Annotated in this window: 23 protein-coding genes and 1 pseudogene; 9 read left to right on the forward strand and 15 right to left on the reverse strand. The window is 51.8% G+C overall.

The window, feature by feature from the left end; translation table 11 throughout:
• The 15 genes and pseudogenes from BLP79_RS15835 to BLP79_RS15895 all read right to left on the reverse strand — a co-directional run.
• A partial coding sequence (locus tag BLP79_RS15835) for a CARDB domain-containing protein (protein WP_139163222.1) occupies positions 1–895 on the reverse strand: 895 nt, incomplete at its 3' end.
• 282 nt (positions 896–1,177) lie between these two features.
• Positions 1,178–1,423 carry a hypothetical protein gene (locus BLP79_RS15840; protein ID WP_090220609.1) on the reverse strand — a complete coding sequence of 82 codons (246 nt, stop codon included), beginning with the start codon at positions 1,421–1,423 and terminating at the stop codon, positions 1,178–1,180.
• A 65-nt stretch (positions 1,424–1,488) separates the two neighbouring features.
• Positions 1,489–3,297: a type IV secretory system conjugative DNA transfer family protein gene (locus tag BLP79_RS15845; RefSeq protein ID WP_232716268.1), complete on the reverse strand. Its 1,809-nt coding sequence runs from the start codon at positions 3,295–3,297 to the stop codon at positions 1,489–1,491.
• Between the two features lie 104 nt (positions 3,298–3,401).
• Positions 3,402–4,697, reverse strand: coding sequence for a relaxase/mobilization nuclease domain-containing protein (locus tag BLP79_RS15850; RefSeq protein ID WP_090220610.1), 1,296 nt, complete (start codon positions 4,695–4,697; stop codon positions 3,402–3,404).
• Complete coding sequence (mobC, locus tag BLP79_RS15855) at positions 4,694–5,050, reverse strand: plasmid mobilization relaxosome protein MobC (protein WP_232716266.1); 357 nt, start codon at positions 5,048–5,050, stop codon at positions 4,694–4,696. The genes BLP79_RS15850 and mobC overlap by 4 nt, the downstream gene beginning before the upstream one ends.
• Positions 5,051–5,143: 93 nt before the next feature.
• A complete protein-coding gene (locus BLP79_RS15860) occupies positions 5,144–5,935 on the reverse strand; it encodes a recombinase zinc ribbon domain-containing protein (RefSeq protein ID WP_100269061.1) in 792 nt (263 codons plus the stop codon).
• 4 nt (positions 5,936–5,939) lie between these two features.
• Entirely contained in the window at positions 5,940–10,262 is a 4,323-nt protein-coding gene (locus BLP79_RS15865) for a hypothetical protein (protein ID WP_090220613.1), read from the reverse strand.
• A 12-nt stretch (positions 10,263–10,274) separates the two neighbouring features.
• Complete coding sequence (locus BLP79_RS20295) at positions 10,275–10,676, reverse strand: toxin-activating lysine-acyltransferase (protein ID WP_139163223.1); 402 nt, start codon at positions 10,674–10,676, stop codon at positions 10,275–10,277.
• 338 nt (positions 10,677–11,014) lie between these two features.
• Positions 11,015–12,655, reverse strand: a complete 1,641-nt coding sequence (locus BLP79_RS20040) for a hypothetical protein (protein WP_232716264.1) — start codon at positions 12,653–12,655, stop codon at positions 11,015–11,017.
• Positions 12,656–13,199: 544 nt separating this feature from the next.
• Complete coding sequence (locus BLP79_RS15880) at positions 13,200–13,361, reverse strand: ParB N-terminal domain-containing protein (protein WP_090220615.1); 162 nt, start codon at positions 13,359–13,361, stop codon at positions 13,200–13,202.
• 90 nt (positions 13,362–13,451) lie between these two features.
• Positions 13,452–13,922, reverse strand: a complete 471-nt coding sequence (locus BLP79_RS15885) for an antirestriction protein ArdA (protein WP_090220616.1) — start codon at positions 13,920–13,922, stop codon at positions 13,452–13,454.
• On the reverse strand, positions 13,879–14,064 hold the full coding sequence (locus tag BLP79_RS19715) for a hypothetical protein (RefSeq protein ID WP_157843948.1): 186 nt from the start codon (positions 14,062–14,064) through the stop codon (positions 13,879–13,881). Before BLP79_RS19715 ends, BLP79_RS15885 begins: the two co-directional genes overlap by 44 nt.
• 319 nt (positions 14,065–14,383) lie before the next feature.
• Positions 14,384–14,908, reverse strand: a pseudogene (locus tag BLP79_RS15890) (DDE-type integrase/transposase/recombinase); the annotation flags it as partial.
• Positions 14,859–14,990 (reverse strand): hypothetical protein, encoded by a 132-nt coding sequence (locus BLP79_RS20190; RefSeq protein ID WP_269799306.1) that lies wholly within the window; start codon positions 14,988–14,990, stop codon positions 14,859–14,861. The pseudogene BLP79_RS15890 and the gene BLP79_RS20190, both read right to left, overlap by 50 nt.
• A gap of 296 nt (positions 14,991–15,286) precedes the next feature.
• The gene (locus BLP79_RS15895) at positions 15,287–16,339 is read right to left on the reverse strand and encodes a LacI family DNA-binding transcriptional regulator (RefSeq protein WP_090220618.1); all 1,053 of its coding nucleotides are present in this window, start codon (positions 16,337–16,339) and stop codon (positions 15,287–15,289) included.
• A 140-nt stretch (positions 16,340–16,479) separates the two neighbouring features.
• Here BLP79_RS15895 and BLP79_RS15900 point away from each other — a divergent pair, with 140 nt between their 5' ends.
• From BLP79_RS15900 to BLP79_RS15940, 9 genes are all read left to right on the forward strand, one after another.
• Positions 16,480–17,985, forward strand: coding sequence for a sugar ABC transporter ATP-binding protein (locus BLP79_RS15900; protein WP_090220620.1), 1,506 nt, complete (start codon positions 16,480–16,482; stop codon positions 17,983–17,985).
• A gap of 9 nt (positions 17,986–17,994) precedes the next feature.
• Positions 17,995–19,014 (forward strand): ABC transporter permease, encoded by a 1,020-nt coding sequence (locus tag BLP79_RS15905; protein WP_090220621.1) that lies wholly within the window; start codon positions 17,995–17,997, stop codon positions 19,012–19,014.
• Positions 19,015–19,035: 21 nt separating this feature from the next.
• Positions 19,036–20,082 carry a substrate-binding domain-containing protein gene (locus tag BLP79_RS15910; RefSeq protein WP_090220623.1) on the forward strand — a complete coding sequence of 349 codons (1,047 nt, stop codon included), beginning with the start codon at positions 19,036–19,038 and terminating at the stop codon, positions 20,080–20,082.
• A 130-nt stretch (positions 20,083–20,212) separates the two neighbouring features.
• Positions 20,213–20,974, forward strand: a complete 762-nt coding sequence (locus tag BLP79_RS15915; RefSeq protein WP_090220625.1) for an ATP-binding cassette domain-containing protein — start codon at positions 20,213–20,215, stop codon at positions 20,972–20,974.
• Between the two features lie 12 nt (positions 20,975–20,986).
• Positions 20,987–22,114: an ABC transporter permease gene (locus BLP79_RS15920; RefSeq protein ID WP_090220626.1), complete on the forward strand. Its 1,128-nt coding sequence runs from the start codon at positions 20,987–20,989 to the stop codon at positions 22,112–22,114.
• 83 nt (positions 22,115–22,197) lie between these two features.
• Complete coding sequence (locus tag BLP79_RS15925; protein WP_198511971.1) at positions 22,198–23,349, forward strand: substrate-binding domain-containing protein; 1,152 nt, start codon at positions 22,198–22,200, stop codon at positions 23,347–23,349.
• A gap of 115 nt (positions 23,350–23,464) precedes the next feature.
• Complete coding sequence (locus BLP79_RS15930; protein ID WP_090220628.1) at positions 23,465–24,427, forward strand: YncE family protein; 963 nt, start codon at positions 23,465–23,467, stop codon at positions 24,425–24,427.
• Positions 24,424–25,434, forward strand: coding sequence for a 4-hydroxythreonine-4-phosphate dehydrogenase PdxA (locus BLP79_RS15935; protein WP_090220629.1), 1,011 nt, complete (start codon positions 24,424–24,426; stop codon positions 25,432–25,434). The genes BLP79_RS15930 and BLP79_RS15935 overlap by 4 nt, the downstream gene beginning before the upstream one ends.
• A 10-nt stretch (positions 25,435–25,444) precedes the next feature.
• Positions 25,445–26,620, forward strand: a complete 1,176-nt coding sequence (locus tag BLP79_RS15940) for an L-rhamnonate dehydratase (RefSeq protein ID WP_090220631.1) — start codon at positions 25,445–25,447, stop codon at positions 26,618–26,620.

Here is a 26,620-nt window from a genome sequence, read left to right on the forward strand (position 1 = left end):
CGGCATCGTTGCCACGGTTGTCGACTCTAAATTGCAGATTGGCCTCATGAACACCATTGCTCACCCTATCACCGAGCAATTTGATGTTGTGTCTGTACATGGTCAGGTCGGGGTCGAGGTGAGGGATGTCAAAGTATTGATACGCCGTGTTGTTGTCTTCATTACTCTCAACGACGATATTGTCACTGTCGACAGTGATCTCAAATTTCAGATCCCGCCCCATCAATTCAGGGTAACTCTCTTGCAGCACAGCGGTGACATCAAGTGCGGTAATGGTCGCAAAGCGGCCTTGTCCAATTGCGGGAATGTCACCCTCGGCAACGACAATCTCGTTATTGCGATCAAGGGGGTTGTGCACGACTACCTTATAGCGGGATGCCTCAGCAGCATCGTTGCCACGGTTGTCGACTCTAAATTGCAGATTGGCCTCATGAACACCATTGCTCACCCTATCGCCAAGCAATTTGATGTTGTGTCTGTACATGGTCAGGTCAGGGTCGAGATGAGGGATGTCAAAGACCCGATATGCTGTGTTGTTACCTTCACTGCTCTCAACGATGACATTGTCACTGTCGACAGTGAGCTCGAATTTCAGGTCCAATCCCATCAGTTCAGGGTAGCTCTCTTGCAGCACAGCGGTAACATCGTACGCTGTAATCGTTGCGGATCGGTTTTGTCCGATGGCAGGAATATCCCCTTCGGCAACGACAATTTCGCTATTGCCATCAAAGGGGTTCCGCACCACCACCTTATAACGGGAGGCTTCAGCGGCATCATTACCACGGTTGTCGACCTTGAATTGTAGATTAGCCTCATGAACGCCGTTGCTCACTCTATCGCCAAGAAGCTTGATGGTGTTTCTGTTCACGGTTAGGTCGGAATTCGTAGTTGCCATCTGGCAGTCTCCATACTCAGTCTTGGGAAAAATCTTAAGATTGAAATTCTTGAAGTATACATTCCTTATGCGGGTTAATTATTGATTAACCCTGATTTTGCGGTAGCAGAATCATCTCCGCAGCGCCGAGATGATTTTTGTAGCTGCGTGCGACGGTCGATCTAAATACACTGCCGTCGTCTAAGTCTCTTATATATTGTGCAAATTCTTGGTGGCGCATAGACAAAAGGATAGCACAGGGCGTGCTATCCTTCAGTAGGATGATGATCCTAGGTTTGGGTTTTAGCGGTCGCGATCAAACGACCAATCGCGTTTGGGGCTGGGCTTGTGATCTTGGCTTTGGTTGGGGGATTTCGGAACCAGATTGCGCCGTATGCCCAGTGCGCCTGCGAGGGCTAGGTTTGGTGGATGCTTTGCGCCCGCCGGTGGTTTGGGGATCAGTTGCGCGTTGTCTTTGTCGCGGATCTGGTCGGTTGGTGTTTTGGGCAGATTGGCGTTTTTGAATGCTTGTCTGGCTTGGTCTTCCATGGTCTCGCCGCATATCTTGGAAGGGAATGGAAGGCCTGTGCGGCCTTCCTGAGGGGCAATGCCCGTTATTGCTTGTGGGTATTGGTGCCTTTGCCCAAGAAGGCTGGATCTTCAAACCAACGGATTTTCCGCGCTAGGATCGGATCACTGTCCTCAATCAGCAGCAATTGCAGATCCTTGGACATACGGCGCAGCTCATCGGGATAGGCCAGTTTGCGTTGCGCGCCTGACGTTGTGTTGGTGTTGCCATCACTTGTGCTCATTCCACCTTTGGCCGCCCAGCTCACCGAGTTTGAGATTGCCGTGGACAAGTTCCACACGGTGGTTTCACCGCAAAGCCCTGAGAAGTAATCAGCACTGGTTTTGTCGGGCGACCCGAAATAAGCCACTGCGCCACTATTGGCGATAAAGCTTTCATAATCCGTCCCATAGACACGGCGGAGCTGGCAGAGGTCCTGCGTAATGCCCCACAGTTGAACGCCAAAGCCTGCCATCAAACCATAGGCTTGTTCGACCATGGTCAGCCGCCCAAGGGCTGGCATTTCATCCAGAATGAACAACACAGGCTTGGCAGGTTTGTCCTCGATGTTGCGCGCATTCACCGTAATGGCCTGCTGCACAATCAGGCGCAAAAAGCGGTTGAAGGCGTCCAGCCGATCCGCAGGCAGGATGACAAACACACTCATTGGGGTACGTTTCAGATCCGCAAAGTCAAAGTCGGAGGCTGACAGCGCTTCGCGCACACGGGCACTATCCAGAAAGTGGGTTTCTGCCTGTGCCGAGGCCAAAACATTGGAGATCAGCTTAGGATCTTTTTGCAAGAACCGCGCGCCAGTGCTGGCGATCAGCGCATGAACCGACCCTGCCATATAGGTGAACAACTCAATTTGCTCTTCACCCGTGAGCAAGAGAAGATCACGCACGGTGCCCAAGTGACGGCGCGCCGCATAATGATCATCAAAGGCCACCAGCAGGATCAGGCCTTGTAACAGGGCTTTGGATTCTTCCTGCCAAAACGCCTCGCCACTGCCTTTCTGGATCAGCGCATCCGCCAGCAACATCGCGTTTTCGGGTGCGTCAATGTCTGACACTTTCAACCAATCAAGCGGGTTAATCCGTGCGGGAGACAAACCAACTTTGGCCGCGCCGATATTCCAAGGATCAATGGCCATAACCTCTTGCCCCATCTCCATGCGGGCTTTGGCTGTGACCAGCAGGTTTTCAGCCTTTGGATCAATCACCAGAGTTGAGCCGGTATAGCTCAACAAGTTAGGAATGATATGCGATACGCCCTTGCCACCACGGGTCGGGGCCGAGGTGAGTAAATGCCGATCCCCTGCATAAGCAATGGTACGGTTTGTTTCCCCATCATAGAAAGAGCCAAGGATAATCCCGTCTTGGTCAAGCAGATCTTTATCTTCCAGATGTTCGACAGTGGCCCAACGGGACGATCCAAAGGTTGTAGGCGGTTGCATCAAGGCTTTAACGCCACGGCCAAGCCAATAGCCAATCCCCCAACAAAACCCGCAAAAGGCAAATGTCATCGCAAGCCCTTGCGCCATTGGCCCAACACCCAGCAGGGTGAAGCTGCCAATCAGCACCGCCATGATCAGCAAAGCTGCATTACGCACATGCCGCCCTTCAGGTGACAAGATCCAACCACAGGCAAAGCCAATCAGCGTTGAGATCCCAATGAAAATCAGCCGCATAACTGCAAAGATCGCGCGATCCTCAGCGGTGATATAGCCGTACCCGCCGCCCCATACGGAGTCAGCCAGAAATGCCGATGCGGGCGTTGCCAGCATAAAGCTGCTTAGCCCTGCGGTTACAAATATCGCCCCCCATTGGGCGCGTTTGTTGGTGTGATGTGTCAAAGCACGTCTCCTCAATTTTGAGTTTCGGTGCCTCTCACATCAAACATGATGCGTGCGATTCTCGCGGGTAAGAGTCCGGTATTTTCGGGTAAGGACCGGATCTCCTAGGGCGATAAATCCCAGCCCCGCGTTCGTTGACGAGTTCGTTCTTGCTGGCGCTGCATTTCTTGCGCTTGATCTGCATCTGGCGGCGAGCGGCGTAGATAATCTGCGATATTGCGCGCCAATATCTTGCGTTCTTCTTTGTGGCGATCACGGATGACGCGCATATCCTTTTGTAATCCTTGCCTGTCCCGCATCTGGGCAATGATCAAATCATCCCGTTGGTCCTGATCCCGTTTGGCGCTTTCCATTGCTTCACGTTCATTGTCTAAGCGCGTTCTTTTGGCTTTGCCGCTGAGGCGATCAAACAAACCGCGCAAGCCTTTGTTCAGCCGATCAGACCGGACTTTGGTTTCCGCGATCCAACGCTGTTCCTGCTTATCTTTCAGGTTTTTGCGTTCTGCCCGTTGCGCGGCCACCATGCCTGCGCGGGCTTCCAAATACGGCTCCAGCTCATCCGTATGGCGGTCTTTAACCTCACTGATATAGCTCTTCACCTGCTGCGTCATGCGAGTGCGCAGATAGGATTGCGTCTCAGCAACCGAGCGCAGCGTATCCGGCGATCCCAGCTTGGATTTCATCTCTTTGGCTTTGACGCCAGACCATCGACCCGCTGCATAGACATTGCCCTGATGATCTAAGGCGACAAAACCCCGCCGATCCCCTTTGGCGAGGTAAAAGCCACGCTCTTCCAATGCGGCCTTATATCCGTTGATCCCGTCGCTACGGTCCCACGCTTGGCGAAAAATCTGTTTCACCTCACGCGGATCATGGCCTTGGCGCAGGGCTTGCTGCCATTGCGCAAGGGTAAAGCTCAGCGGGTTCTTGTTGCCATAGGTCGCCAACCCATCAGGCAGAACCCATCCATGATCCAAATGCAGATCCCGTGCGACATCCCGCAGCTTGTTTTTGAAATGGGGCAGCGGCACGGCCTTCATTTCATTCAGATCAATGCGCGACCATACGGCGTGCGTGTGACGCCGCCCGTTTTTCTCATGCACGACAATGGCACGGGGTTGCCCTTTCAGACCAACGGCCTTAGCGACACGATCCGCTGCCTCGCGAAAATCATCATCACTGACGATTTCTTGCTCTGGCGGGTTCAGCGACACTGAGAACAAAAATTGCTGGCACTTTGTTGCTTTAGAAATTGCATGCGCTTCTTTGAAGGCCCCGTGCAGATCATCCGCCATGAAGCCATCAATCTCGATGACCTCAACATGGTCATTGTCACGCATGTTCATCAGGTGATCCGCCAAGGCCACCGCGCCCGAGCGTTGAGAGGCGACAATAATCATGATTGGACCCCCAATGCTTCCATCAGCTTCGTGCGCATCCACGCAATATCAGCTAGTGCCGCATTGATATCCGCCGCCAGTTCCTCATCCAAAACCAAGGTGCCTTGGTTGAGGTGCTTTGCAATCTGGTTGAGGTTATTGGCGTGTTTGGTTTGGCCGAGCCGCGCCAGCACTTCGGCCAACAATTGCTGCTCAGCCGATGGTGCTTGCCGCCGTTTGCGATACTTGGGCGCGTCATCTGCCAGAACCACTGACTTGATGTATGACGCCAACGGCATCGACCCAGCTTTCGCTTCAAGTCGTGTCCGTTCGTCTGGCGTAAGACGAAGTGAAAAAGGTGCGGGGCGGCTCATGGACGTGGCCCTCGCAACTCATGGCGATGATCTTTGAGGACATCACTCCACCGTTCAAGTTCTTCGAAAATGGCTTCAAAATCAGGATCGAATTCAGACGAAAATGAAGGTGATATTTGGTTTGAAGCTACTCCGTTGCAGCGCACCATTATTAAGATTTGGCTCTCTAAGTTTACCTAAGGCTCTGAACGGAAAGGCTATTTCTGGAGTTCTAGCCCCCTCATTTCGGCAGTATTGCACGTGGTCTGTGAAGGCCAGTTTGAGGACGATACGCCGTAGGGTGATGTCACCGCTTTCCCAGATTTTCCAAGGGCTTGATAGGAATTTCAGCGAGAGTTCTAGTTTTTCGTCGAACGCTCCCTTGGGTTCCACCTGTTTTGCAAGCTGTTCAGTCAGAATTGCCTTTTGTTTCTGCAGTTCCGTTAGCTTTGCCTCGCACATGCTGATCATGGTCGCGTTGTCTGTTTCCAGACTGCGGGTCAGCAGTGTTTCCATTTTTTTGTCGATGTCACGCAGTTGGGCTTGCCCCTCTTTGCGGATTGCGCTGGCCTGAGCCCGGCGTGCGCCCCAAGCGCTGCGGAACATGGCGCGTAGCAAAGCCACCAGACCTTTACTGGGTTGGAGTGACTTGATGATTTCACCAACCTCATCCTCTGCCTTTTCACGAGGGATGGATTTGCCGTATGAGACGCAGTCTTTGGTTTGGCACAGGTAGTAGGCGTAGTGCTTATACTTGCCTTTCGACCAGCTTGAGCGCAGCGGCGTATTGCAGTCGGCGCAGCAGGCAACACCGCGAGAGGGATCGTAACCGCCCGATTTGGGCCGCCTGCACAGCAAAGTACAAAAAGGAGCCGTCCAAAGCAGCTCCTTCCATTTTCGATGCATTTACTCAGAATATGAAATCGTCCGCCGATAGGGTTGAGATAGAGACACCTTCTAGTCGGATGGTATTGCCGTTTCCGTCGCTGATAACAGCATCGTTACCAGACTGGCTCAGGTGATTGAACTGCAAGTCTCCAAAGCTGGTGATGGCTGAGACACCTGAAAGGTTGATATGTTCAGCGCTGAAAGAAGCGTCAAAGTCCTTGATCACGTCGCTGCCAAAGCCATTCTCAAAGACAAAAACATCCGCGCCGGCGCCACCTTGCAGGGTATCATCACCGCCGCCACCATACAGTGTGTCGCGATCATATCCGCCAAAGAGGGCATCGTTGCCATCACCTCCATAGAGTTCATCCCGGTGCTCATCGCCTGAGATATAATCATCACCGCTGCCACCATACAGTGTGTCGCGATCAAGTCCGCCAAATAGGGCATCGTTGCCATCACCCCCATAGAGTTCATCCCGGTGCCCATCGCCTGAGATATAATCATCTCCGCTGCCACCATACAGAGTGTCGTATGCATGTCCTCCACTTAAAGAATCATCGCCGTTTCCGCCGCCGATCACGTCGTTACCAGTGCCGCCCCAAACAGTATCATCTCCGTCACGCGTGTAGATGGTGTCATTCCGATCAAGCCCATAGAATGTATTGGCTTGATCGTCGCCATAGAGCCGGTCTGCATAGTTTGAGCCATGGATGATCTCGATGTCGACTAAGCTATCCCCAGCGGCATCCCCCCCGCGCAGAAGGTCATCTGCAAGGCGGATGTCTACTCCAACGCTCGAGCCTTCATAGCTTGCGACGTCAATGCCCGCTCCGCCGTCAAGCACATCCGCATGGCTTCCTCCAAAGAGCGTGTCATCTCCATTGCCACCGTAAAGCGTATCCTTGTCGGTGCCACCATAAAGCTCATCATTTCCAAGACCGCCGTGGAGGTGATCATTATTCGAGCCACCAAAGAGAGAGTCATCCCCTTTCTGCCCATGCAGGACGTCATTCCCGTAGCTGCCGCCAATCTCATCACGACCTCCTCCACCTTCGACTGTGTCATCACCATGGCTGGCATAGAGTGTGTCCTCACCGCTGCCGCCGGAGATGAAGTTATTGTCATGGCTCCCATAAATTTGATCAGAGAACTCTGAGCCAGTCACAGCTTCGATTGTATACAGGTGGTCTCCCTGCGCGTCGCCACCGCTCTGAATATGGGTCGTTAGTTTAATGATCACTCCGGCGTATGATGTTGAATAGTCGACCACGTCGAAACCGCTACCACCATAAAGGGTATCTGCGCCGGATCCGCCAATCAGGGTATCATCTTGACCACTGGCGTAAAGCGCATCATCTCCAACGCCCCCTGACAAAAGATCGTCGCCATTGCCACCACCGATCTGGTCGTTTCCAGCGCCACCTTCGACCGTGTCATCACCATCACGGGCAAACAGGCGATCGTTCCCGGCTTGACCAAGAATGAGGTTGTCAATGTCGCTGCCGTAAATCCTATCCGCGTGATCAGAGCCAATAACCGCTTCAATGTCAGACAGGCTATCGCCCTGTGCGTCACCGCCGATTTGTGTCGCGTTGCGCAGATTGATCGTGACCCCTTCGTTCGAGGGGAGGTAACTGACGGTATCAAAGCCCTCGCCCCCGTGGAGGATATCGGCCCCTTCACCGCCAATCAACCAGTCGTCGCCGTCGCCGCCATCCAGCATATCATCAGCGTTGCCACCGTATATATGGTCATTGTCGGCGTCACCAAACAGATGATCCTCTGCCATGCCACCAGTTAACGTGTCGTTACCAGCGCCCCCCGACAGACTGTCGTCACCAGCCCCCCCCGACAGACTGTCGTCACCAGAGTCGCCTAAGAGGGAGTCTGCATCCTGGCCACCTATCAAGGTATCCTGGCCGAAACCGCCAGAAAGGGTGTCGTCACCAGTTCCACCTAAGAGAGAATCGTCGCCAGAATAACCGTGAATTTGATCATCGCCTCCAGCCCCATCAATTGTATCGCCGCCACCGGAGGCTAGAAACAGGTTGTCAGCATCATCACCAGTCCGATTATAGTCGTCTATTAAACCAAGACGTGCTGCTTCCTGGAAGGTCAACGCCCAGGATTGTGTAAAGCCATTGTTTGGGCCCGCAGCTATGAAGGCGGCGTCGTAGGCTTCTTGGTTGGCAAGGTATTCTTGATAATCCGCTGCAATTTGCCGACTATATTCGAACTCTTCAAAAACCAAACCTTTCGGTTTGATAAAGATTTCGGACTCTATCAAGGCGTCAATTACATCCGTTTTTGTATCTATCGCGTAACCTTTACTTTCCAGTTTTAAAACAACTGCTCGCAAATAAAGCACGTTCGAAATTATTTGGATTCCAAGCTCTTCATCATAGACTGTTCGAGTGGTCCACTCCTCTCCATCACCGGTCTGCCTCCAAAAACTTTCTGTTTTTGTAAGTAGATACCCCTGTTTCCAATCTTCGGTAGAAAAATGTTTTAAGGCAGCCTCAAGCGCTCCGTTTGCATAAAAATCAGGAATATCGCCATATAGCCTGTTCGCTTGGTTTGTTATATAACTACGAATATCGCCGTCGTCCGCTAAATCAGCTTGCTCTACAATGGAAATTAGTAATTCGTTTGAAGCTCCATCAGTTTCAACACCTTTGTTAATTTCTGTTATCTTAGTCTTTTTTCTAAAAGTTCCACTGTAAACTTGGAAGTAGTAATGCGTTGCATAGTCTATAAAGTCTGCCTCTGCTGCGGTGCGCGCGATAACATCGCCAAACTTCAATTCACCATCAATAAGATCAATTTCTTGAATAGTGTCTATCACCCGAGCTTTAAATGCGGAATCAAGATTCTCAAAACTGCGCTTTCCACCGTTGAGAATGTGTTCCTCATAATGGCCAAAAACCAGTCGGAGTTCATCACCGATTTCATTGAAATTATTAGATTGCGACTGTGTCTGTTCGAATATTCCATTCATAAACTCAACATAATAACCAGCAAGCTGTTTTGAGAGTTCGACATTGCCGCCATCCTCTTCCCAAGAGCTGCCAATCTCAAATAGACCGGTCACATCATTATAGATGACATTTGTATAGGCTTCAGGGTTCTTCTCGAAAAGTGTATCAAAAATTTTACCCACAGCAAAAGATACTAAGATAGTGGCGGGGTGAAACTGAACTACCCCAGCGCCACTGCCAAAGATACCAGTGCCAAGACTGTGAAGGTTCGGTAAAAACTCTTTGATGGCCAAAGTTGTGAAGCCCGCGGCAATCTGGCCTTCTACGGTTTCAATATCTGGCAGAGCGCGGTTCAGAGCCGTTGTTAAAAATAAACCTCCGACGCCTGCTAGTGGAAAATCTGCAGTTAAAATTTTGATTGGCCCAGGGTCAATCCTGTCAAGGAGCGCGGGGCCAGCACCAATTTCTGACAGCAGCGCGTGAATCCCAATATCAATGATATAGTCAACTCCGGTGTTAAGCAGCCGGCCTACAACGTCCTCAGCCAATGTGTCTGACGAAAGACCAGAAAAAACTTCAGCGCTAATCCATTGCGACAACAAAGCGGACGCATTGTCTATACCGGTTTCAGCCAGGTCGATTCCAAAATCTTGGAAAGCAAGTGTCGCAATACCGTCCATGGCGCCATCTTCGTTGAAATCAGACTGTAACGGCGCGCCAATCAGCCCTCCGGTTGCTTCAAATAGGTTTTCAACGAATGTACCAAGGATAGTTGTTGTGGCAATTTGCTCAAATGGACTTGCGTCTTCACCGATAAGCGCATTAACGAGGAAGGGGGTCAACAGAGTTCCAACCTCCTCCCCACGACGGGCCCCCTCCAATACTACAACAGTTGGCTCACCTGCGATATTGCCGTCTGCATCACGGACACCTTGAAGTTGTACAATTTCGCCCTGTAGGTTGGAATATGTATGGTAGAATTCTAAACCTGGCTCACCATTTATCAATGTGACCTTGTACTCTGTTCTACCTTCGCCGTTTGGGAGGTTGAAAACGATGCGGTCGAGGCCAGGCTGGGTCGGATCGCTATCGGTAAGATCTTCAATAACCAACGTGCCTGCCGCGATTGAAGCCAAATCAGCATCACTGAGCAACCCTAAAATAGATGTATTATGAACGCGAATACCATCGGCAATGTACGTATGATGTTCTGCTACTTCAAAGTTGTATACGCGGTGATAGCTTGTACGCAGATCATCGCTTGGGTTTACATACTCTGTTGATAGACTCTTTGTCTCAAGGTTGTTTAGTGCAGTTTCAGCAGAAAACGCTTTTCTAGAAGAATGACCTGAACAGTTTATCATTTAATTTTTTCCTTAAGAAATATTGTTTTTTGCGTCGCGAGAAGTCGCGACTTCAGCCATGAATTGATCTATAAATGGCTGTGAATTGCCCAGAGCTGAGATACACTCAACAATCGAAACCTCAGATCCACACCGCCAGTCTTGCAGCGACATAATGTGACCAGCGGTCCGTAATCGGCTCTGCAAGTCATCAGACGCATAGGCCCATGTCAACGCGGCTAGTGGCCGCTTATCTTTGACAAAAACACGCACTTGCCGAAACATGAGCGGCGCGCAAATTTGTGTCTCGATCCAAGAGGTCGGCTTGTCTCGGTGGTCTTTTGACACGGTCATAAGCCAGGTGATTTGACCAAGTGCCTTAGTGAATTCATCAGAAGTAGGAGGTGAAGTGGTAAGATTGTGTTCTTTTGTCATAATAAACTGAAAAACCCGAGAAAGGAGGTAAACCGGAGTTAAAATGCTTCTCCGGCTGATAGGACGATTTTCGGGCACCTGACGCACAGCGCTAGGCAAGCTGAAAACCTCACTGCGTTGCCGCGTTGGCTCTGGTGGATGGGCGGTGAAACCTAGCCCACCCTCCACTTCAAAGCTGTAAAGCGTGACCGTCTTCGGGACTGGTCGCAGATGACATTCCACGAATTGCTGAGGCTTGCTCGGCAGCCTCTCAAACGGAATGTCATCTGTGATCTTGACCGAAAACGCCCGGACGCCTTCACCAGGCTTGGGGGGGGTCGTTGCTCATACCATGCCCCTCAGCTACCGGCGTGTTTGCGGTTCATCATGCGATACGGCTTTTGTCGCGCTTCCGGCATATGACCCAAGTTCAAAGGCTCATTGCGTGGCATGGCTGACAATTCTGCCCCCTTCAAAGGCTGCACCGGGCCACCATCCAACACCATTGGCGCGGGCAAGCGCGGGCCTTGGCTTTCCCATTCAGCGGCCTTGTAGATGTCCTCAAGTGTGGTGCCTGAACCTGCAAGAACAAAGTCTTCAGGCTTGGGCAACAAGTCGCCAAACTCCCAGTGGAACGGCATCGGCTCACCGTCATCAACGCGGATCAATTCATCATCGCCAACAACGCCTCCCCCAGCTTGAATGAGGTCTGCGACAGCAAAGGATTTGCGTTCTTTGCCTTCTCCTACAATGAAACGCGTACCAACTCGGATGCGGCCCTCATCTTTCACATCAACACTACCGTCTGATTTCAGCGTTCCCGTGACCGCGCGCACAAAGCCGTCCCGTAGATCGCCAACCGGTACGTTGGTGGTAGCACGGATCAACGTACCATCTTGCTGCTGAATGACACCGTCATCACGCAACACATCAATCAAGGTCTCAAACTTGTACGATTTTTTGCTGTCGGCGCGGTAATAAACGTGGCCGGGTGTCACACGCGTGCCGTGGAAATCCAGCAGGATTTTAGCGTCATTTCTGAACAATCGCGTAACCGGGCCCGGAACCAGATTTTCGTTTTTATCAAACGAGACCACCAAATCGCCGACTTCGATCTGCTCAATCGGCTTCTTCCAAATTTTGGCGTACACCTCGTCTTGGTCATAGATACCGTCAGGGCCGGGTATAAGATCAGGATCAAGAGGCCACATATCGATAGAAACTTCGGGACCGAAGCATTCTTCACCCCGAGCTTTCAATATCTCTGCAGCTAAAACCGGTCCAACTGCAACGATCAACATGGTAGAAGCAACATCTGCGAAACTATCAATGAACGAATCGTACCACTTTTGATCCATTTCTCGAATTTCATCTATTGTAGGAAGTCTCTCCAGATTATTCGCTCTGAGATATTGCTCCAGCTGTCTGCTAGAACTTAAGAAGTCATATCCATCTAAAAACACCCCGTTCTCACCTATCAGCGGAATTGCAAATGTTACTGTGGGTGTACCCGACACCCCAAGACCAACTCCAAAACCAATTGTGATCCCAGTCCCAGATGGCAAGCCATCAGCCTCCGTCAAGCCTTCTGCGGGTACGATTACGGCGACATTGTAGCCATACGCTGCACCAGAAAGATTTATAGACGGATTGACCGAACCGTCTGGATGAAAACTCGACAACTCCTCGATAGAGCCGATATATCCACCAAAGTTCACTCCCGTAAAGCCGCGAAGACCAAAAGAGGTACCATTCATTGAATCCCATTCGTCTAGGCGGCCGGGATCAATCATATTTCCAAAACCTTGCTCAGATGAGATAGTATTAACCATTCTGAGAGCCCGAACTAGACTGTCATCTGGTGCAAGAGGCGTTGTCATATAGACACCAATTTGGTCGGGGTTCACTGCTATTCCAGATTCAAATGGACCGACCAATGGAATAGTGACCTGATAACCAAGTGTGTTTGTTACTTGGAGATATTGTGTTGGATCTGACATTATATACCTACCCTAATCAAAATGCTTCCGAGCACTGCGCTAGCGATACTAACGAACATCAGAGTCTCGTAGCGCATACCTAAAATTGTCGATTGTCTATTGCCGAATAAAAGAGATAACCAAAACGTCGAAAATACCAATGATGTTAAAATGAGTACTAAACCAATCATAGGCAACCTTATTGATATTTATCAGCTATACTAGCTGATATTTAGATGGTAGCTTTTGTACGTTGAATTTTCGCACGAACAAACAAGCTGTTATCGACTCCCAAATCCATAACAATGGTTTTAGAGGTATCTGTCGTGATGACGCATTATCATCGAATATGCCCGCGTTCAGAGCACAGACCAGCCTGCGCTTTAAATTCATTGAGACGCTTTCAAGCCCCCCTAACGATCAGTATATATTTAAACCTAAAACGTTGTAAAAACTACCGTAAGAGCTGCTAAGATCGCGCAACCTTGAAGAATCGTCAAGGAAAAACCTTCAACGAAGACAGATAACACTTTAGAGCAAGTTGGGCGAGATGCGAGCGACGCTCTTAAGCAGACAACCCCTCCTCAAAGGGCTGCACGAGTAAGGGCTGTAACAGCCCCAAGGCGGCAATACTGGCGGTTAAATCCTGCACGTCTTTTGCACCGAGTTTGCGCACATTGCGGCGTGAGGGGATAAGCTGTTCTAGGTCAATAAATGTCAGTTCCATCGTCTGTCTCCTGTGTTGAAAATGGGTTTGGTGCCCAACTGCACCCCAAAGCCCCCGCCCTGTTTGCAGGGGCTTGCGGGTGCAGTTCGGTTAGGAAAGGCGATAGATCAGATTGGTGCCGCCAAGGGTGATCTCGCGGTAGTCAAAGGAGAGATCCCGCGCGATGGCGTCATAATCGAGGTAGCAACTCAGCCGTTCGGGGATGTCGCCAAACAGACCTTCGTCAATAAACAGTTCTGCCAACTCGCGCAGGCTGTCCAACTGGTACAGATCGATGTTATAGCTGTCGGGGTCGACCTTGGGATCGAAGGCATAGCCTCCTTCGCCCACCGCAATGATCACGCGGGTCTTTTGATCTGTGTCCCAGTCCTCGGCGCATGTCAGAAAATCGGCAAAATTCGCTTGGTTTAATCCAATGGCCTTGGCCAGTTCCGCGTCCAATTCCTCGCCATCAATGAACTGGATTTCGAACTTTTCCACGGGTTGGCCAAACCGATCCTGATGGCGATGGCTCTTGTCAAAGAACTCGTCCGCGCTTTGAAAGGAAAAACCCCTGACCATCCTTATGCGCCCAGGCCACCGCCACTTTGCTCCAATGGGATTTTTGACCATCCCCCATCGGGCGCACGGTATAGCCCAACATGTAGGGTGTTCTACCCCCGTTTACCTTGCGGTTTTGATTTTTGTTCTGCTCATCATTCATATCTCCTCCAATCAATTGAAGTTAACAAATGAGAACATAAACAGAACAAATAATCGCAAACCTACAAGAAAATAGTCCTATTTACATACGGGCGTGTGGAACGGAGACCGATAAACAAGCGCCTCATGCGATTGCTGCATGCCATATGAACAACGATAACGCGCTCGCACATCTAGGTCGTCGCTCTGCAGGAACGGGCGGAAGCCGGACCTTCGCCGCACGCTCAACGAACGGCTGGTTTGGTATGCCCTCGCCGTGTGCCCAAAACGCCAAGCTCCACTTGGACCTGTCACGCTTTTGTGCCGCCCCAAGTGCTCGTTTAGGCCACTTTCCTTTCGAAAACGACGGGGCTTTTCCAGCCCAGTGCTGAGTGTCGACGTCGCGGATTGTAGAAGCCATTGATGTATTCGAAGATCGCCATCCTCAATTCCCGGATCTCCAGGTCGCGTTTCATCCGGTTGTTCACGGCCCAGCCGATGACCCGCCGGGAGTGCAAGTCTAAGATCACAGCCAGATACAGCCCGCCTTCACGGGGTCAAACATAGCTGATATCGCCCGCCCACATCTGGTTTGGCAGATCCACCGTGAAGTCGCGGTCGAGCAGGTTAGGTACGATGTTGAACTTGTGATCACTGTCCGTGGTCGCCTTGTGTTTGTGGATTGTGACGACGGATATGCCGTTCTGGCGCATCAGCCTGCCAATACGGCGGTGACCCACATCTAAGCCAATCTCTTTCAGCTTTTCTGTCATGCGTGGGCGGCCATAGCTGCACAAACTCAGGCGCGATTGTACTTTAATGTGCGCCAACGTCACCATATCCGACCACTGTCTGCGGTTGGCAGGTCAGCTGCTTGCGTATTAGCCCAATGGACAGCGCGATCCGCACTGCATCTTGGCGGAATTCGTCCGTCCGTTTCAGTCCCATAGTCCGTCTCTTTGGCTGCAATAAATGCTATCAAAAGAGCGGAACCAAACCGCGACAGCTCCAAAATGCGGTTTTGGGCCCCATAGGCACTGATGTCAGACACAAAAGGCGCTCGAAACGCGGCGCTTGTATCACAGCCAACACGCCGCATGATCAAACCAATCAGGTGAGCCAAACCCTCTCTTAGATTAGGCCGCCTATGGTTCCAAAAACTCTGACGAAAGACATGTGCCACCAAACTGAAATCGATGGGTCTTGAACCTAAGCTTTCGCTATTAAACTTCAAAGCAATTCCTTTACCGGTGTAGTTTTTCACGCGTTATCACGGTCGATCCGGGAATTAAGTTGAAGCCAACATCATGTGAACGCCTTTGTGGTTCGCCATTAATTTGAGAAAGCACCATCTCTGCTGCGATCTGTCCAATTCTTAAATGTGGAACGGAGGTTGATGTAAGGCGGTAGGGTTGAATGGAGGCAATAGGCAGGTCACCCCAGCCTGCGATCCCAATGTCATTCGGGACTGAAAGCCCGCGCTTTTGGCAATAATTCAATCCACCAATGGCCATATTGTCATTCTGATAATAGATTACTTCGATATCATCGTGGGCGGCCAATAGTTGCTCTGTGCCATAATAGCCGGTGTAAAAACCAGGTGTGTCCCTTAAAAGCAGCTGCTTTTGAAGTGTGCCGCCTGAGTCCTCAATGACTTTGCCATAGCCTGCCAATCGGGCGCTCGCAGCATTGGCGGTATCATGTGACGTACCGACGTAACCGAACTTCGTGTATCCGAGTCCAGCAAGATAGCGTCCCATGCCATAGCCACTGTCGAAATGATTCAGACCAACGGACATATCTAGGGGGCTTGAGTTGAAATCCCAAATCTCTACGAGCGGAATTCCGGCACCTCTGAGGAGCTGAATTGATTTCGGTGTGTGAGACCTGCCAGTGACAATCAATCCCGCGGGCTGCCAAGACAGGACTGTCTCCAGCCACTTCTCTTCTTGCTCCAAAGAATGGTCTGTCATGCCCAGCACGGTCTGATGCCCAAACGCGCCGAGCTTACGGTCGATACCTTCTAAAACCTGTGTGAAGATTTCATTGCCGAGTTCGGGGATGGCGACTCCCACAAATGTGGACTTCTGATCGCCTGCAAAAACTGTCGCCAATCGATTCGGAACATAACCAAGACGCTCAACCTCAGCCATAACTTTGGTGCGGGTACTCTCGGAAAAACCGCCTTCGTCACGCAATACCCGACTCGCAGTCATCTTAGAGACACCTGCAGCCTTTGCGATCTGTGCTAGGCTTACTTTATTATTTTTGAACGATTTTTTTTGGATTTTACTCATGTTTGTTACGCTTACGTTACGGGTAACTTCTTTTTGTTGACAGGCGCGTTAATCAAGAGAATGCTAGCGTAACGTTACGGGTAACTCAACGAGGATGTTGAGGAGCATCGAGTTACCTTGGTCATTTGGGAGGATACCGCGTGTTGGGGGCAATGCAGAACAATCTGTTTTTTGACGGCATTCAAAAACACTTTGGTGGCACCTATGCGCTGCGGGATGTCTCACTGAACATTGAGCGTGGTGAAATCGTTGCCTTGCTTGGTGAGAACGGCGCAGGCAAATCCACTCTGATCAAAATCCTGGGTGGTATCCACAAGCCGGATGAAGGTCGTGTTTTGATTGATGGCGATCTCTATGAGCATCGCCCTGGTGGATTTGGAGAACGTCAATCGGTCGCCTTCATTCACCAAGACCTCGGTATGATTGAATGGATGACAGTCGCTGAGAACATCGCTCTGGCATTGGGGTATTCGCGGAAGGGTGGATTGATCCGTTGGAAATCGGTCGAAAATTTTGCTCAGCACGCGCTGGACAAGGTCGGCTGCGACGTTGATCCGACAACTCGGGTTCAGGATCTCTCGCGGACTGAGAAATCTCTGATTGCCATCGCCCGTGCACTTGCGGTTGATTGCGACTTTCTGGTTTTGGATGAGCCAACGGCTTCGTTGCCTGCTGACGAGGTAGAGCGCCTGTTTGAAGCTTTGCGCCCGCTGAAAGAGCAGGGGGTGGGGATGATCTATGTTTCTCACCGCTTGGATGAAATATTCCAGATTGCAGATCGCGTAGCGGTTCTGAGAGATGGAGAATTGGTTGGTATGCGGGCCATTAGCCATACCACGCCCGAAGAACTTGTTTACATGATTGTGGGCCGTAAGACACGTCAGGTTCTCAAACCAAAGGCTGCACCAGGAGATGCCATATTGAGTGTGCGCAATCTACAGGTGGATGCTGCAGGGCCAGTCGATTTCAGTCTGCATCGGAACGAGATTATTGGCCTTGTGGGATTGCGTGGAGCAGGGCACGAACATGTGTCGCGGGCGCTGTTTGGATGTGAACCGTATTCTGGGTCCGTTTCACTAAACGGACGCGCGCCAAATCTGAAATCCCCTCAGACCGCGCTGCAATCTGGTATCGGGCTCGTTGCGCGGGATCGCACAGCAGAGTCCGTCGCAATGTCGCTGTCGATCCGCGAAAATACGTTCATCAACCCTGCAGCAGTGGGTCGTAAGTTATTTTCCCTGATGAGCCCGCGCGTCGAAACTGCTCTGGCGGAGCGTATTGGCTCTGAGGTGGCGCTGTCGCCAAATGATCAGAGCATGTCGGTTGAAAGTTTGTCAGGCGGCAATCAGCAGAAGGTTGTGATCGGCCGCTGGCTGGAAACCAAACGTGAGCTATTGATCTGTGAAGATCCAACTGCGGGTGTCGACGTCGGCGCAAAAGCGGAAATCTATGCACTCTTAAATACGGCCATTGAAGGTGGTGTGGGGATTATTGTGGTGTCAACGGACTTTGAGGAAGTTGCCGCCATCTGTCATCGCGCCATTGTCTTCAGCCAAGGCAGAATCGCCGGTGAACTCTCTGGCACCGAATTAACAACTGAAAATCTGATCCAGGTCGCATCCGCGTCTAACGCGACGACGAACTGAGGAACCATCATGCAATCGCTTGAATCCAACGCACTTGAACCAACCAAAGCAGAGTTGAAAAATGCCAGTACGCGCACGCGTGCGATGCGCCTGTTGCCTGTCTATGGCTTGGTCATTCTGACCGGCTTGTTGATCGTCCTCTTTTCAATTCTGTTACCGAACACTTTTCCGACGGTTTTGAACCTGAGGGCGATCATCTCGGACAAGGCGATCATTGCATTGCTTTCGCTTGGCGCCATGATCCCAATGGCTGCGGGTCGGATTGACCTGACCGTCGGCTATGGAATTGTTTTGTGGCACATTTTGGCAATTTCACTGCAAACGCTTTATGGGTTGCCTTGGCCAATGGCTGTCGCGATTGTCCTGATCTTGGGATTGTTCACTGGTTTCTTGAATGGCCTGTTGGTAGAAGTTGCGCAGATTGACAGCTTCATTGCGACCCTAGGGACCGGGACAGTGCTTTATGCGCTCGCGTTATGGCACACAGGCGGCCGCCAGATGGTTGGATCCCTTCCGGACAGCTTTTATGCCATCAACGGTACCTTTGTCTTTGGCTTGCCCATCACTGGTTATTACGTTCTTGGGATTACAGTCGCGATGTGGTTGATCCTCGAATACACGCCAATCGGACGCTACTTGTACGCCATTGGAGCAAACCAGCGTGCGGCACAATTGAACGGTATTCCGACCCGTAAGTTTGTTATTGGCGCGTTTATGTCTTCCGGCTTCATCACAGCTTTCGCGGGTGTGTTGCTGGCCTCAAAGCTGCGCATTGGTCAGGCGTCCGTCGGATTGGAATTCCTGCTGCCAGCGCTCGTTGGGGCCTTCCTTGGCTCGACCACCATTAAACCCGGCCGCGTAAATGTGTGGGGCACCATTATTGGTGTTGCCATCCTTGCTGTGGGCATCTCGGGTATTCAGCAATTCGGAGGATCCTTCTGGGTCGAACCGATGTTCAACGGTGTAACCCTGCTGATCGCAATCGGCATCGCTGGTTATGCCCAACGGCGCAAAGGCGCAAAAAAGTGAACCAAGCATAAGGAGGAGATTATGCTTAAACGTTCCCTAATGGCGGTATCCACAACCGCTCTACTATCCGGTCTCGGTGTACCGGTTTTCGCAGAAACACCTTTTGATGGCCCAACCACGGGTCCTGCGGCAGCGCAAGGCAAGTCCATTGTCGTCGTTGCGGGGGATTTAAAAAATGGCGGTATCCTGGGCGTGACCAACGGCGTCGAGGAAGCCGTAGACACCATCGGGTGGAACCTGAGGGTTCTGGATGGCGCAGGCTCGATCCAAGGTCGCACAGCGGCCATCGGCCAGGCGCTGGCGTTGAACCCGGATGGGATCATTATCAATGGCTTTGACACCGTTGAACAGCAAGCTGCGCTTGAAGGTGTCGTGAGGGCGAACATCCCAATTGTAGCCTGGCATTCAGGCCCAAAGATCGGTTGTGACGCACCGGGTGGCATCTTTGCAAATGTTTCCACCGATGCGATGACCGTGTCAGAAGTGGCGGCTGAATGGGCGATCAAAGACGCGGGTGACGGTGTAGGAGCCATCATCTTCACAGACAGCACCTATCAAATTGCCATCGACAAAGCTGATCGCATCAAAGAGACCATCGAAAGCATGGGGGGGACGGTTCTGGAGTATGTCGATACGCCAATCGCAGATACTTCGTCCCGCATGGGGCCTTTGACCACCAGCCTGCTACAGAAATATGGCGACAGCTGGACACATGCTTTGGCAATCAACGACCTGTACTTTGACTTCATGGGCCCGGCACTGGCGGCTGTTGGCATCAATAGCGCCGATGGCCCACAAGCCGGGTCTGCCGGTGACGGGTCTGAAGCGGCGTTCCAACGCATTCGCTCTGGCAACTATCAGACGATCACAGTTGCGGAGCCGCTAAACCTGCAAGGCTGGCAGTTGGTCGACGAGCTAAACCGCGCCATCCAAGGCGAGGCCTGCTCGGGCTATGTGACGTCGCCAGCTCTGGTGACGCAAGAAGGTCTGGCAAAACTGGGCGACTCAAACGAGTTCGATCCAGACAGCCCGTACCGTCAAGCCTACTCAGCGATTTGGGGTAAGTAAGCCTCAACCCCTCGGCGGCTCTTTCGCGACTTCCTGAGGAAGGGCCGCCAATCAAAACACGAATAAGCGCGATGCACACAATCGGGTCTTTGCCCGACATGGCGGAGCTTTGCGCAGTGGGAGAAGAACAATGAGCGATCAGCCTTTGGTGCAGATGCGCGGAATTACCAAACGTTTTGGGGGCGTGACCGCCTTGCAAGACGTGAATTTGGAAGCCTATGCCGGTGAAGTGCTGGCCATCGTTGGAGACAACGGGGCAGGCAAATCCACCCTAATCAAAATCCTGACTGGTGTGTACCAAGCCAGCGAAGGCGAGATTTTTCTGGATGGCAAGCCACTTGAAATGGCGAGCCACTCTGACGCAATCGATGTGGGTATCGATGCTGTATACCAGACACTGGCTTTGGCAGATCATCTGACGCCTGCGAACAATATGTTCTTGGGCAATGAACTGACCAAGACTGTTATGGGCATCAAGATGCTCGATAACACGCGCATGAAATCTGAAGCGACCCGTGTATTGGATGAACGTCTTGGCGTGCGCCTGCGTTCGATGGATGTGCAGACTGACAGCCTGTCAGGAGGGCAGCGCCAAGCGGTAGCTATTGCCCGGGCAGTCTATCATGAAGACCTGCGTCTGCTTGTCATGGATGAACCCACAGCGGCGCTTGGTCCACAAGAGACAGCCCGTACGCTCAAGCTGATCAAAACCCTGAGAGAGCAAGGCCTCGCTGTGATCCTGATCAGCCACTCACTGGATGATGTTTTCGAGGTCGCAGACCGCGTTCACGTGCAACGTCGCGGCCGCGCCGTGGGTGTTGTGCAAACTGCTGAAAGCTCCGTTCAAGAGGTCCTTGGCCTGATTGTTGGCGCGCAAGACGCCGTGGCGTAAGGAGATAAAACGATGGCTGCTACTACAACAAACCTAACCGAAAAGACCTTTATGGACCGGCTCGAGCCTTATCTGACCTTCATCGGTCCGATGGTCATGATCTTTGCGATCCTTCTGTTCATGGGTATTGCCGAACCAGTGCGGTATTTTCGCCTGTCAAACTTGAATCTAATCCTGCTCGACGCGGCATTGTATATGCCAATGGCGATGGCCATGACTTTTGTCATCACCCAACGTGGGATCGATCTGTCGATTGGTTCCATCGCTGCCTTGTCTGGCATCCTTATGGCTTTCTTGATCAAGCAATATGGTTTCTCTGCTTACATTGCGATCCCACTGGCGATCCTGATGGGAGCCGTGATGGGGCTGATCAACGGTCTGATCATCACGCGTTTCAAAGTACCTGATCTTATCGGCACGTTGGCTATGGATCTTGTTTATCGCGGCCTTGCGCTTGTGATCGCCAAAGGTCTCGTGCTGGCGCGTTTCCCGGATTTGCTAACGGACATTGGCCGCGGTCAAATTCCGGGTTTCATCCCTGTTCCCGTTGTGATCGGATTGCTTACTATGGCACTGGGTTACTGGGCTCTGACCCGCACCCATTTCGGTCGCTACACGATCTCTATTGGCTCAAGCCCAGAAGCAAGTGAAATGACTGGCATCGCTGTTGATCGCCACAAGATCTACGCTTATGTGCTGATGGGAGCTTGTGCTGCTCTGGCAGGCGTCATGCTAACTGGTAAGCTAAATGCGATCCAAGCGACCTCTGCACCTTACTTCAACTTGCATGTCATTGCGGCAGTGGTCGTTGGTGGTACGTCACTTTTTGGGGGCCGTGCTTCTATGATTGGCTCTTTGGCTGGTGTTTTGCTGCTGTCCATGATGATCAACGCGCTTGTTACCTTGCGTATTGAGTTCTTTTGGCAGTCTGTGGCCTCTGGTGTCGTGATCGTCAGCTCTGTGGCGCTCTACACATGGATGCAGAAGAAAGACCGCGATGGGGCACGTAGTTTGCTGGCGGGTCTGCGCACGACAGAAGCACAAAAACTCATGAAATTCTCAGCGCTCTTGATTGGGCTGCTGATCCTGTTGCTAGCCGCTGGAGCTGGACTGGCAACTGATCCGACGCCAAGCGGCTAAGGATAAAGATGTTGGTGCGCTGAGGGTAGGAGCCTCAACGCACCTGCAAGGCTCCACATTTTTCGCGAAAGGGAGGACTTACCGTGAATACATTCAACAAACTACTACTGGCTACAAGTGCAATCTGCACCTTTTCCACAGCTGCATTTGCTGAGGGTCACACCAAATTGCCTTTGGTTGAACTGCCAGGCATCGAAGGTCGTGACTATTGGGTACCCGGTGAAGTGAACGCCGAAGGCAAACTGGAGGCAATGCAGGCGGTTGTCGGCAAGGAAGCTGTGAAGTTCAGCGGCACGCAGGATGGTCCAATTCAAATAGCACTGATCTACCCATCAGCGGATACGTCAGACTTTTGGGCACGTAATTACATTGCGATGACCAAGCGTTTGGAAGAGCTTGGTATTGAATTTGAAACCACTGAGTTCGCGAGCCGTCAGATCGAGCACTCGCTGCAGTCAACCTACGCGAACCAAGTTGTTCAGGACTCGGATCTATATGACTTTGTGATCTTTGGCCCATCCGAGCTGGCGATCCAAGCAGACAATATCGATAAGATGGCGCAATCTGATGGGTTCTCAACTTTTGTCTGGGCATTTCATACCCCTCTGAAAGATTTGAAAAATCAACCGGATGCATGGTTTGATTTCAGCTCTGCAGCCGGTGCGCTGACCATGTGTGACTATATGCTGGATCGCTTGGGCACGGATGTAACTATGGCGATGAACCGCGGTATCCCGGGTATCACGGATAATCAGCGATCAGGTGACTTTAAAGCCTGTGTGGAAGAGAAGGGCAACTGGACAACCGCCTATGAGCATTATGGTGAATACCAGCGTGAAGGCGGTTTTGAAGGTACATCCCTAATCATGCAGGCTTATCCAGAAGCCACGATCATCCATAACGCCAATACCGCAATGGCGATGGGTTCTGTCGAAGCTCAGGTTGCTTTGGGAAAAGAGAAAGAGATCTTCTCGACTGGTTGGGGCGGCACAGGTCTGGAACTCGATGCGATCCGTCGCGGAGAGCTGGACGCAACCCCGATGCGCATGGGCGACGATGTCGGTGCTGCGACCGCAGAAGCGATCAAAGCGCATCTGGAAGAGCGCGAAAGCGAACTGCCGTTTGTCTTTTTAGGACGCATCACTGTGGCACATGACCAAATGTCGGCCGAGGAGATCGATGCGCTTGAACAGGAAGCCTTCCGCTTCTCAGGCGTGGGCGCTCTCGAACGATAAAGAACAGAATACCGGGCTGTACAGGCCCGGTCTCCCCTAGAACGGGGATTGATGATCGAAATTGTGACCGGCAACACTGTGACCGGTCACGGTGAGGCTATTTAAGGAGGTTCTCGTGGCGCAATCCATGATGCTCATCGAAAAATGCAGTCACTGCGTCAGCTGGTATGATATTGAAACTGGTGCGATGCAGGGTCGTTTGGCTTTGCCGGATTACCCCCATGAATTTGTCGTAGATAACGATTTTCGCTACGCCTACGTCGGCCACTACGGTGTGCAGAACTCTGGTATTGAGGGCACAGACGGGCGCTCAGTCATCGTTATTGATATCCGTAAGCAAGAGATCGCGCATATCTACGAACTGGGTGAACATGCTCGTCCGCACGGCATTGGCCTTGATGGAGAAGGGCGCCTCTATGTGCTCTCCGAGTGGACAGGACACCTCCTTGTGAAAGAAAACCCGCGAGCTTTCGATCAAGGTTGGGATCATATCACGCCAACTGGCGGCACAAAATGTCATCTTTTTGCGCTAACCCGCAATGGCCGCACAGCGTATTCGATGAACCTGACCTCAGGTGATGTCACCGTCTTCAACCCTTACGACAAATCGGTTGCGCCGATCTCGATCAAAACCGGTGAGAAACCTGAGGGCCGATGTCTACGCGAAGATGCAGGTATCCTTTATACGTCTCAACGAATTTCCAACACTGTCGCCGTGATCGACACAGCAACTATGGAAATCAAACGCCAATTCCCGACACCTGATGACCCCTGTCGCATCTACTATGACGGGAAACGCAATCGTCTCGTCACCATGAACCATTTTGGCGGCTCGTTCTCTGTCTTTGACGAAGCTACAGGGGAGATGCTGCACGAACAGAAAACACCTGCGAACCCGCTTGCGCTTTGCATCGATGATGAGGCGGCTTACGCCTATATCGCGATCGATTGCGAGCAGGTGCAGCGCTTCAACCTAGACACCTTTGAAGTGGTACAAACCTTCGACACCGGAAAGGAACCAGATGTGATGGTCATCCTGCCGGATGGATTTTCTAAACATTGGGAGAACAGGGCATGACGAAGCCTCGAATAGCCATTGTGCCGGGCGACCCGTCTGGCATCGGGCCTGAATTGATCGCCAAATTGGTGAATGACGAAGGCGTCCTGGAGGCCGCAGATGTGCTCTTGGTTGGCGACAGCCACCTATGGCAGCAGGGTGCGGAACAGACGAGCTTAGATGTACCGCTGAACACGATTTTCGAAGATGACATTGCAGAGCAATCGGGCATTTCTCACCTGGAACAAAACACCATTGACCCATCTGACATTCGAATTGCCGAAGTCACAGTTGCTGGCGGAACGACTTCGTTGCGCTGCCTCGATAAAGCGCTGGATCTGGCGCAAGTGGGGCTGGTTGATGGCGTTCTTTTTGGTCCGTTCAACAAGGCAGCGATGACCTCTGCTGGTCTGAACGCTGAAGACGAACACAAGTATATGGCCCGCTATCTGGGCTATGAAGGCTACCACTCTGAAATCAACGTTTTGGACGAGTTGATGACCACGCGAGTGACGTCGCACATCGGTCTGAAAGACGTCGCTGCGAATATCTCGGAAGAGGGCATTCTGAAGGCGGTCAATTTGGCGAATGACACTCTGCGTAAAGCGGGCAAGGCTCGCCCAAGTATCGCTGTTGCTGCGCTGAACCCCCATGCGGGTGACAACGGGAAATTCGGTCGCGAAGAGATCGATGTTCTTGAGCCTGCGGTAAAAAAAGCACAGGAAAAACAAATGGATGTGACTGGCCCATGGCCGTCTGACACCGTTTTCTTGAAGGCAAAACGTGGTGAAGTGGATGCGGTTGTGACGATGTATCACGATCAAGGACAGATCGCGATCAAGCTGATGGGGTTTGAACGCGGTGTGACGGTTGCTGGTGGATTGCCGATCCCGGTGGCGACCCCCGCACATGGAACAGCCTTCGATATTGCTGGGCAGAACAAAGCCAATCTCGGTGCAACACGGCAGGCGTTTGATCTGTTGGTTCGAATGGCCAAGACACACCGCGCCCAACGCGACGCGGCTTAAGGAGATTCCCATGACTAAGATTAAATCTGTCCGCGCGCGCGTGTGGAATTGGACCGGTCCAACGGTTCCACCCACCGGCAACTTTTGTACGAATGCATCCGATGTGCTGTGGGACAAAGGCGACGCGATGTCGTCGTTCCGGTTCCACAATTGGCTGACTTGCGAGATTGAAACCGACGATGGCACTGTTGGTATTGGCAACGCAGCCCTTGCGCCAACAATCGTTAAGAAAGCCATCGACAATTGGTACGCGCCAATGGTGATCGGAGAGGACCCGTTTGATTATGCTTACATATGGGAAAAGATGTACCGTCGTTCCCATGCATGGGGACGTAAGGGCATTGGGATGACAGCGATGTCGGCCATCGACCTCGCGATCTGGGACTTGTTGGGCAAGCTCGCGGGCAAGCCAGTGTTCAAACTGCTTGGCGGGCGCACCAAAGAGAAAATTCCGGTTTATTACTCCAAACTCTATGCCGGACCAATTGAGACTATGCAAGCCGAGGCGGAAGAGGCCAAGAAAAACAACTACCAAGGCTACAAGATGCGCTTTGGATGGGGTCCGAAAGACGGAATGGCTGGTATGCGAGAGAACCTAAAACGGGTTGAAGCTGTTCGAGAAGTCGTCGGCTACGATGTTGACCTGATGTTGGAATGCTACCAAGGCTGGAACCTCGACTACACGAAACGCATGCTGCCTAAGCTCGCGAAATACGAACCGCGCTGGCTGGAAGAGCCGGTGATTGCGGATGACGTTGAAGGTTACCGCGAACTGAATGCGATGAACATCGTGCCAATCTCAGGCGGAGAGCACGAATTTTCTGTCATTGGTTGTAAAGATCTGCTCGAAAAGAAAGCCGTTTCCGTTCTTCAATACGATACAAACCGTGTAGGTGGGATCACTGCAGCGCAGAAGATCAACGCGATTGCAGAAGCATTCCAGATTCCGGTCATCCCGCACGCCGGTCAGATGCACAACTATCACCTGACCATGGCCAATGCGAACTGCATGATCAGCGAATACTTCCCTGTGCACGACGTCGAGGTCGGGAACGAGCTTTTCTACTACATCTTCGAAGGCGATCCTGATGCGGTTGATGGTTTCTTAGATTTGGATGACAACCTGCCAGGTCTGGGGATCTCGATCAGCGACAAACACCTCGAACACTTTGAGATTGAGGAGTAA

Source organism: Epibacterium ulvae (genome assembly GCF_900102795.1).
Lineage (GTDB): Bacteria > Pseudomonadota > Alphaproteobacteria > Rhodobacterales > Rhodobacteraceae > Epibacterium > Epibacterium ulvae.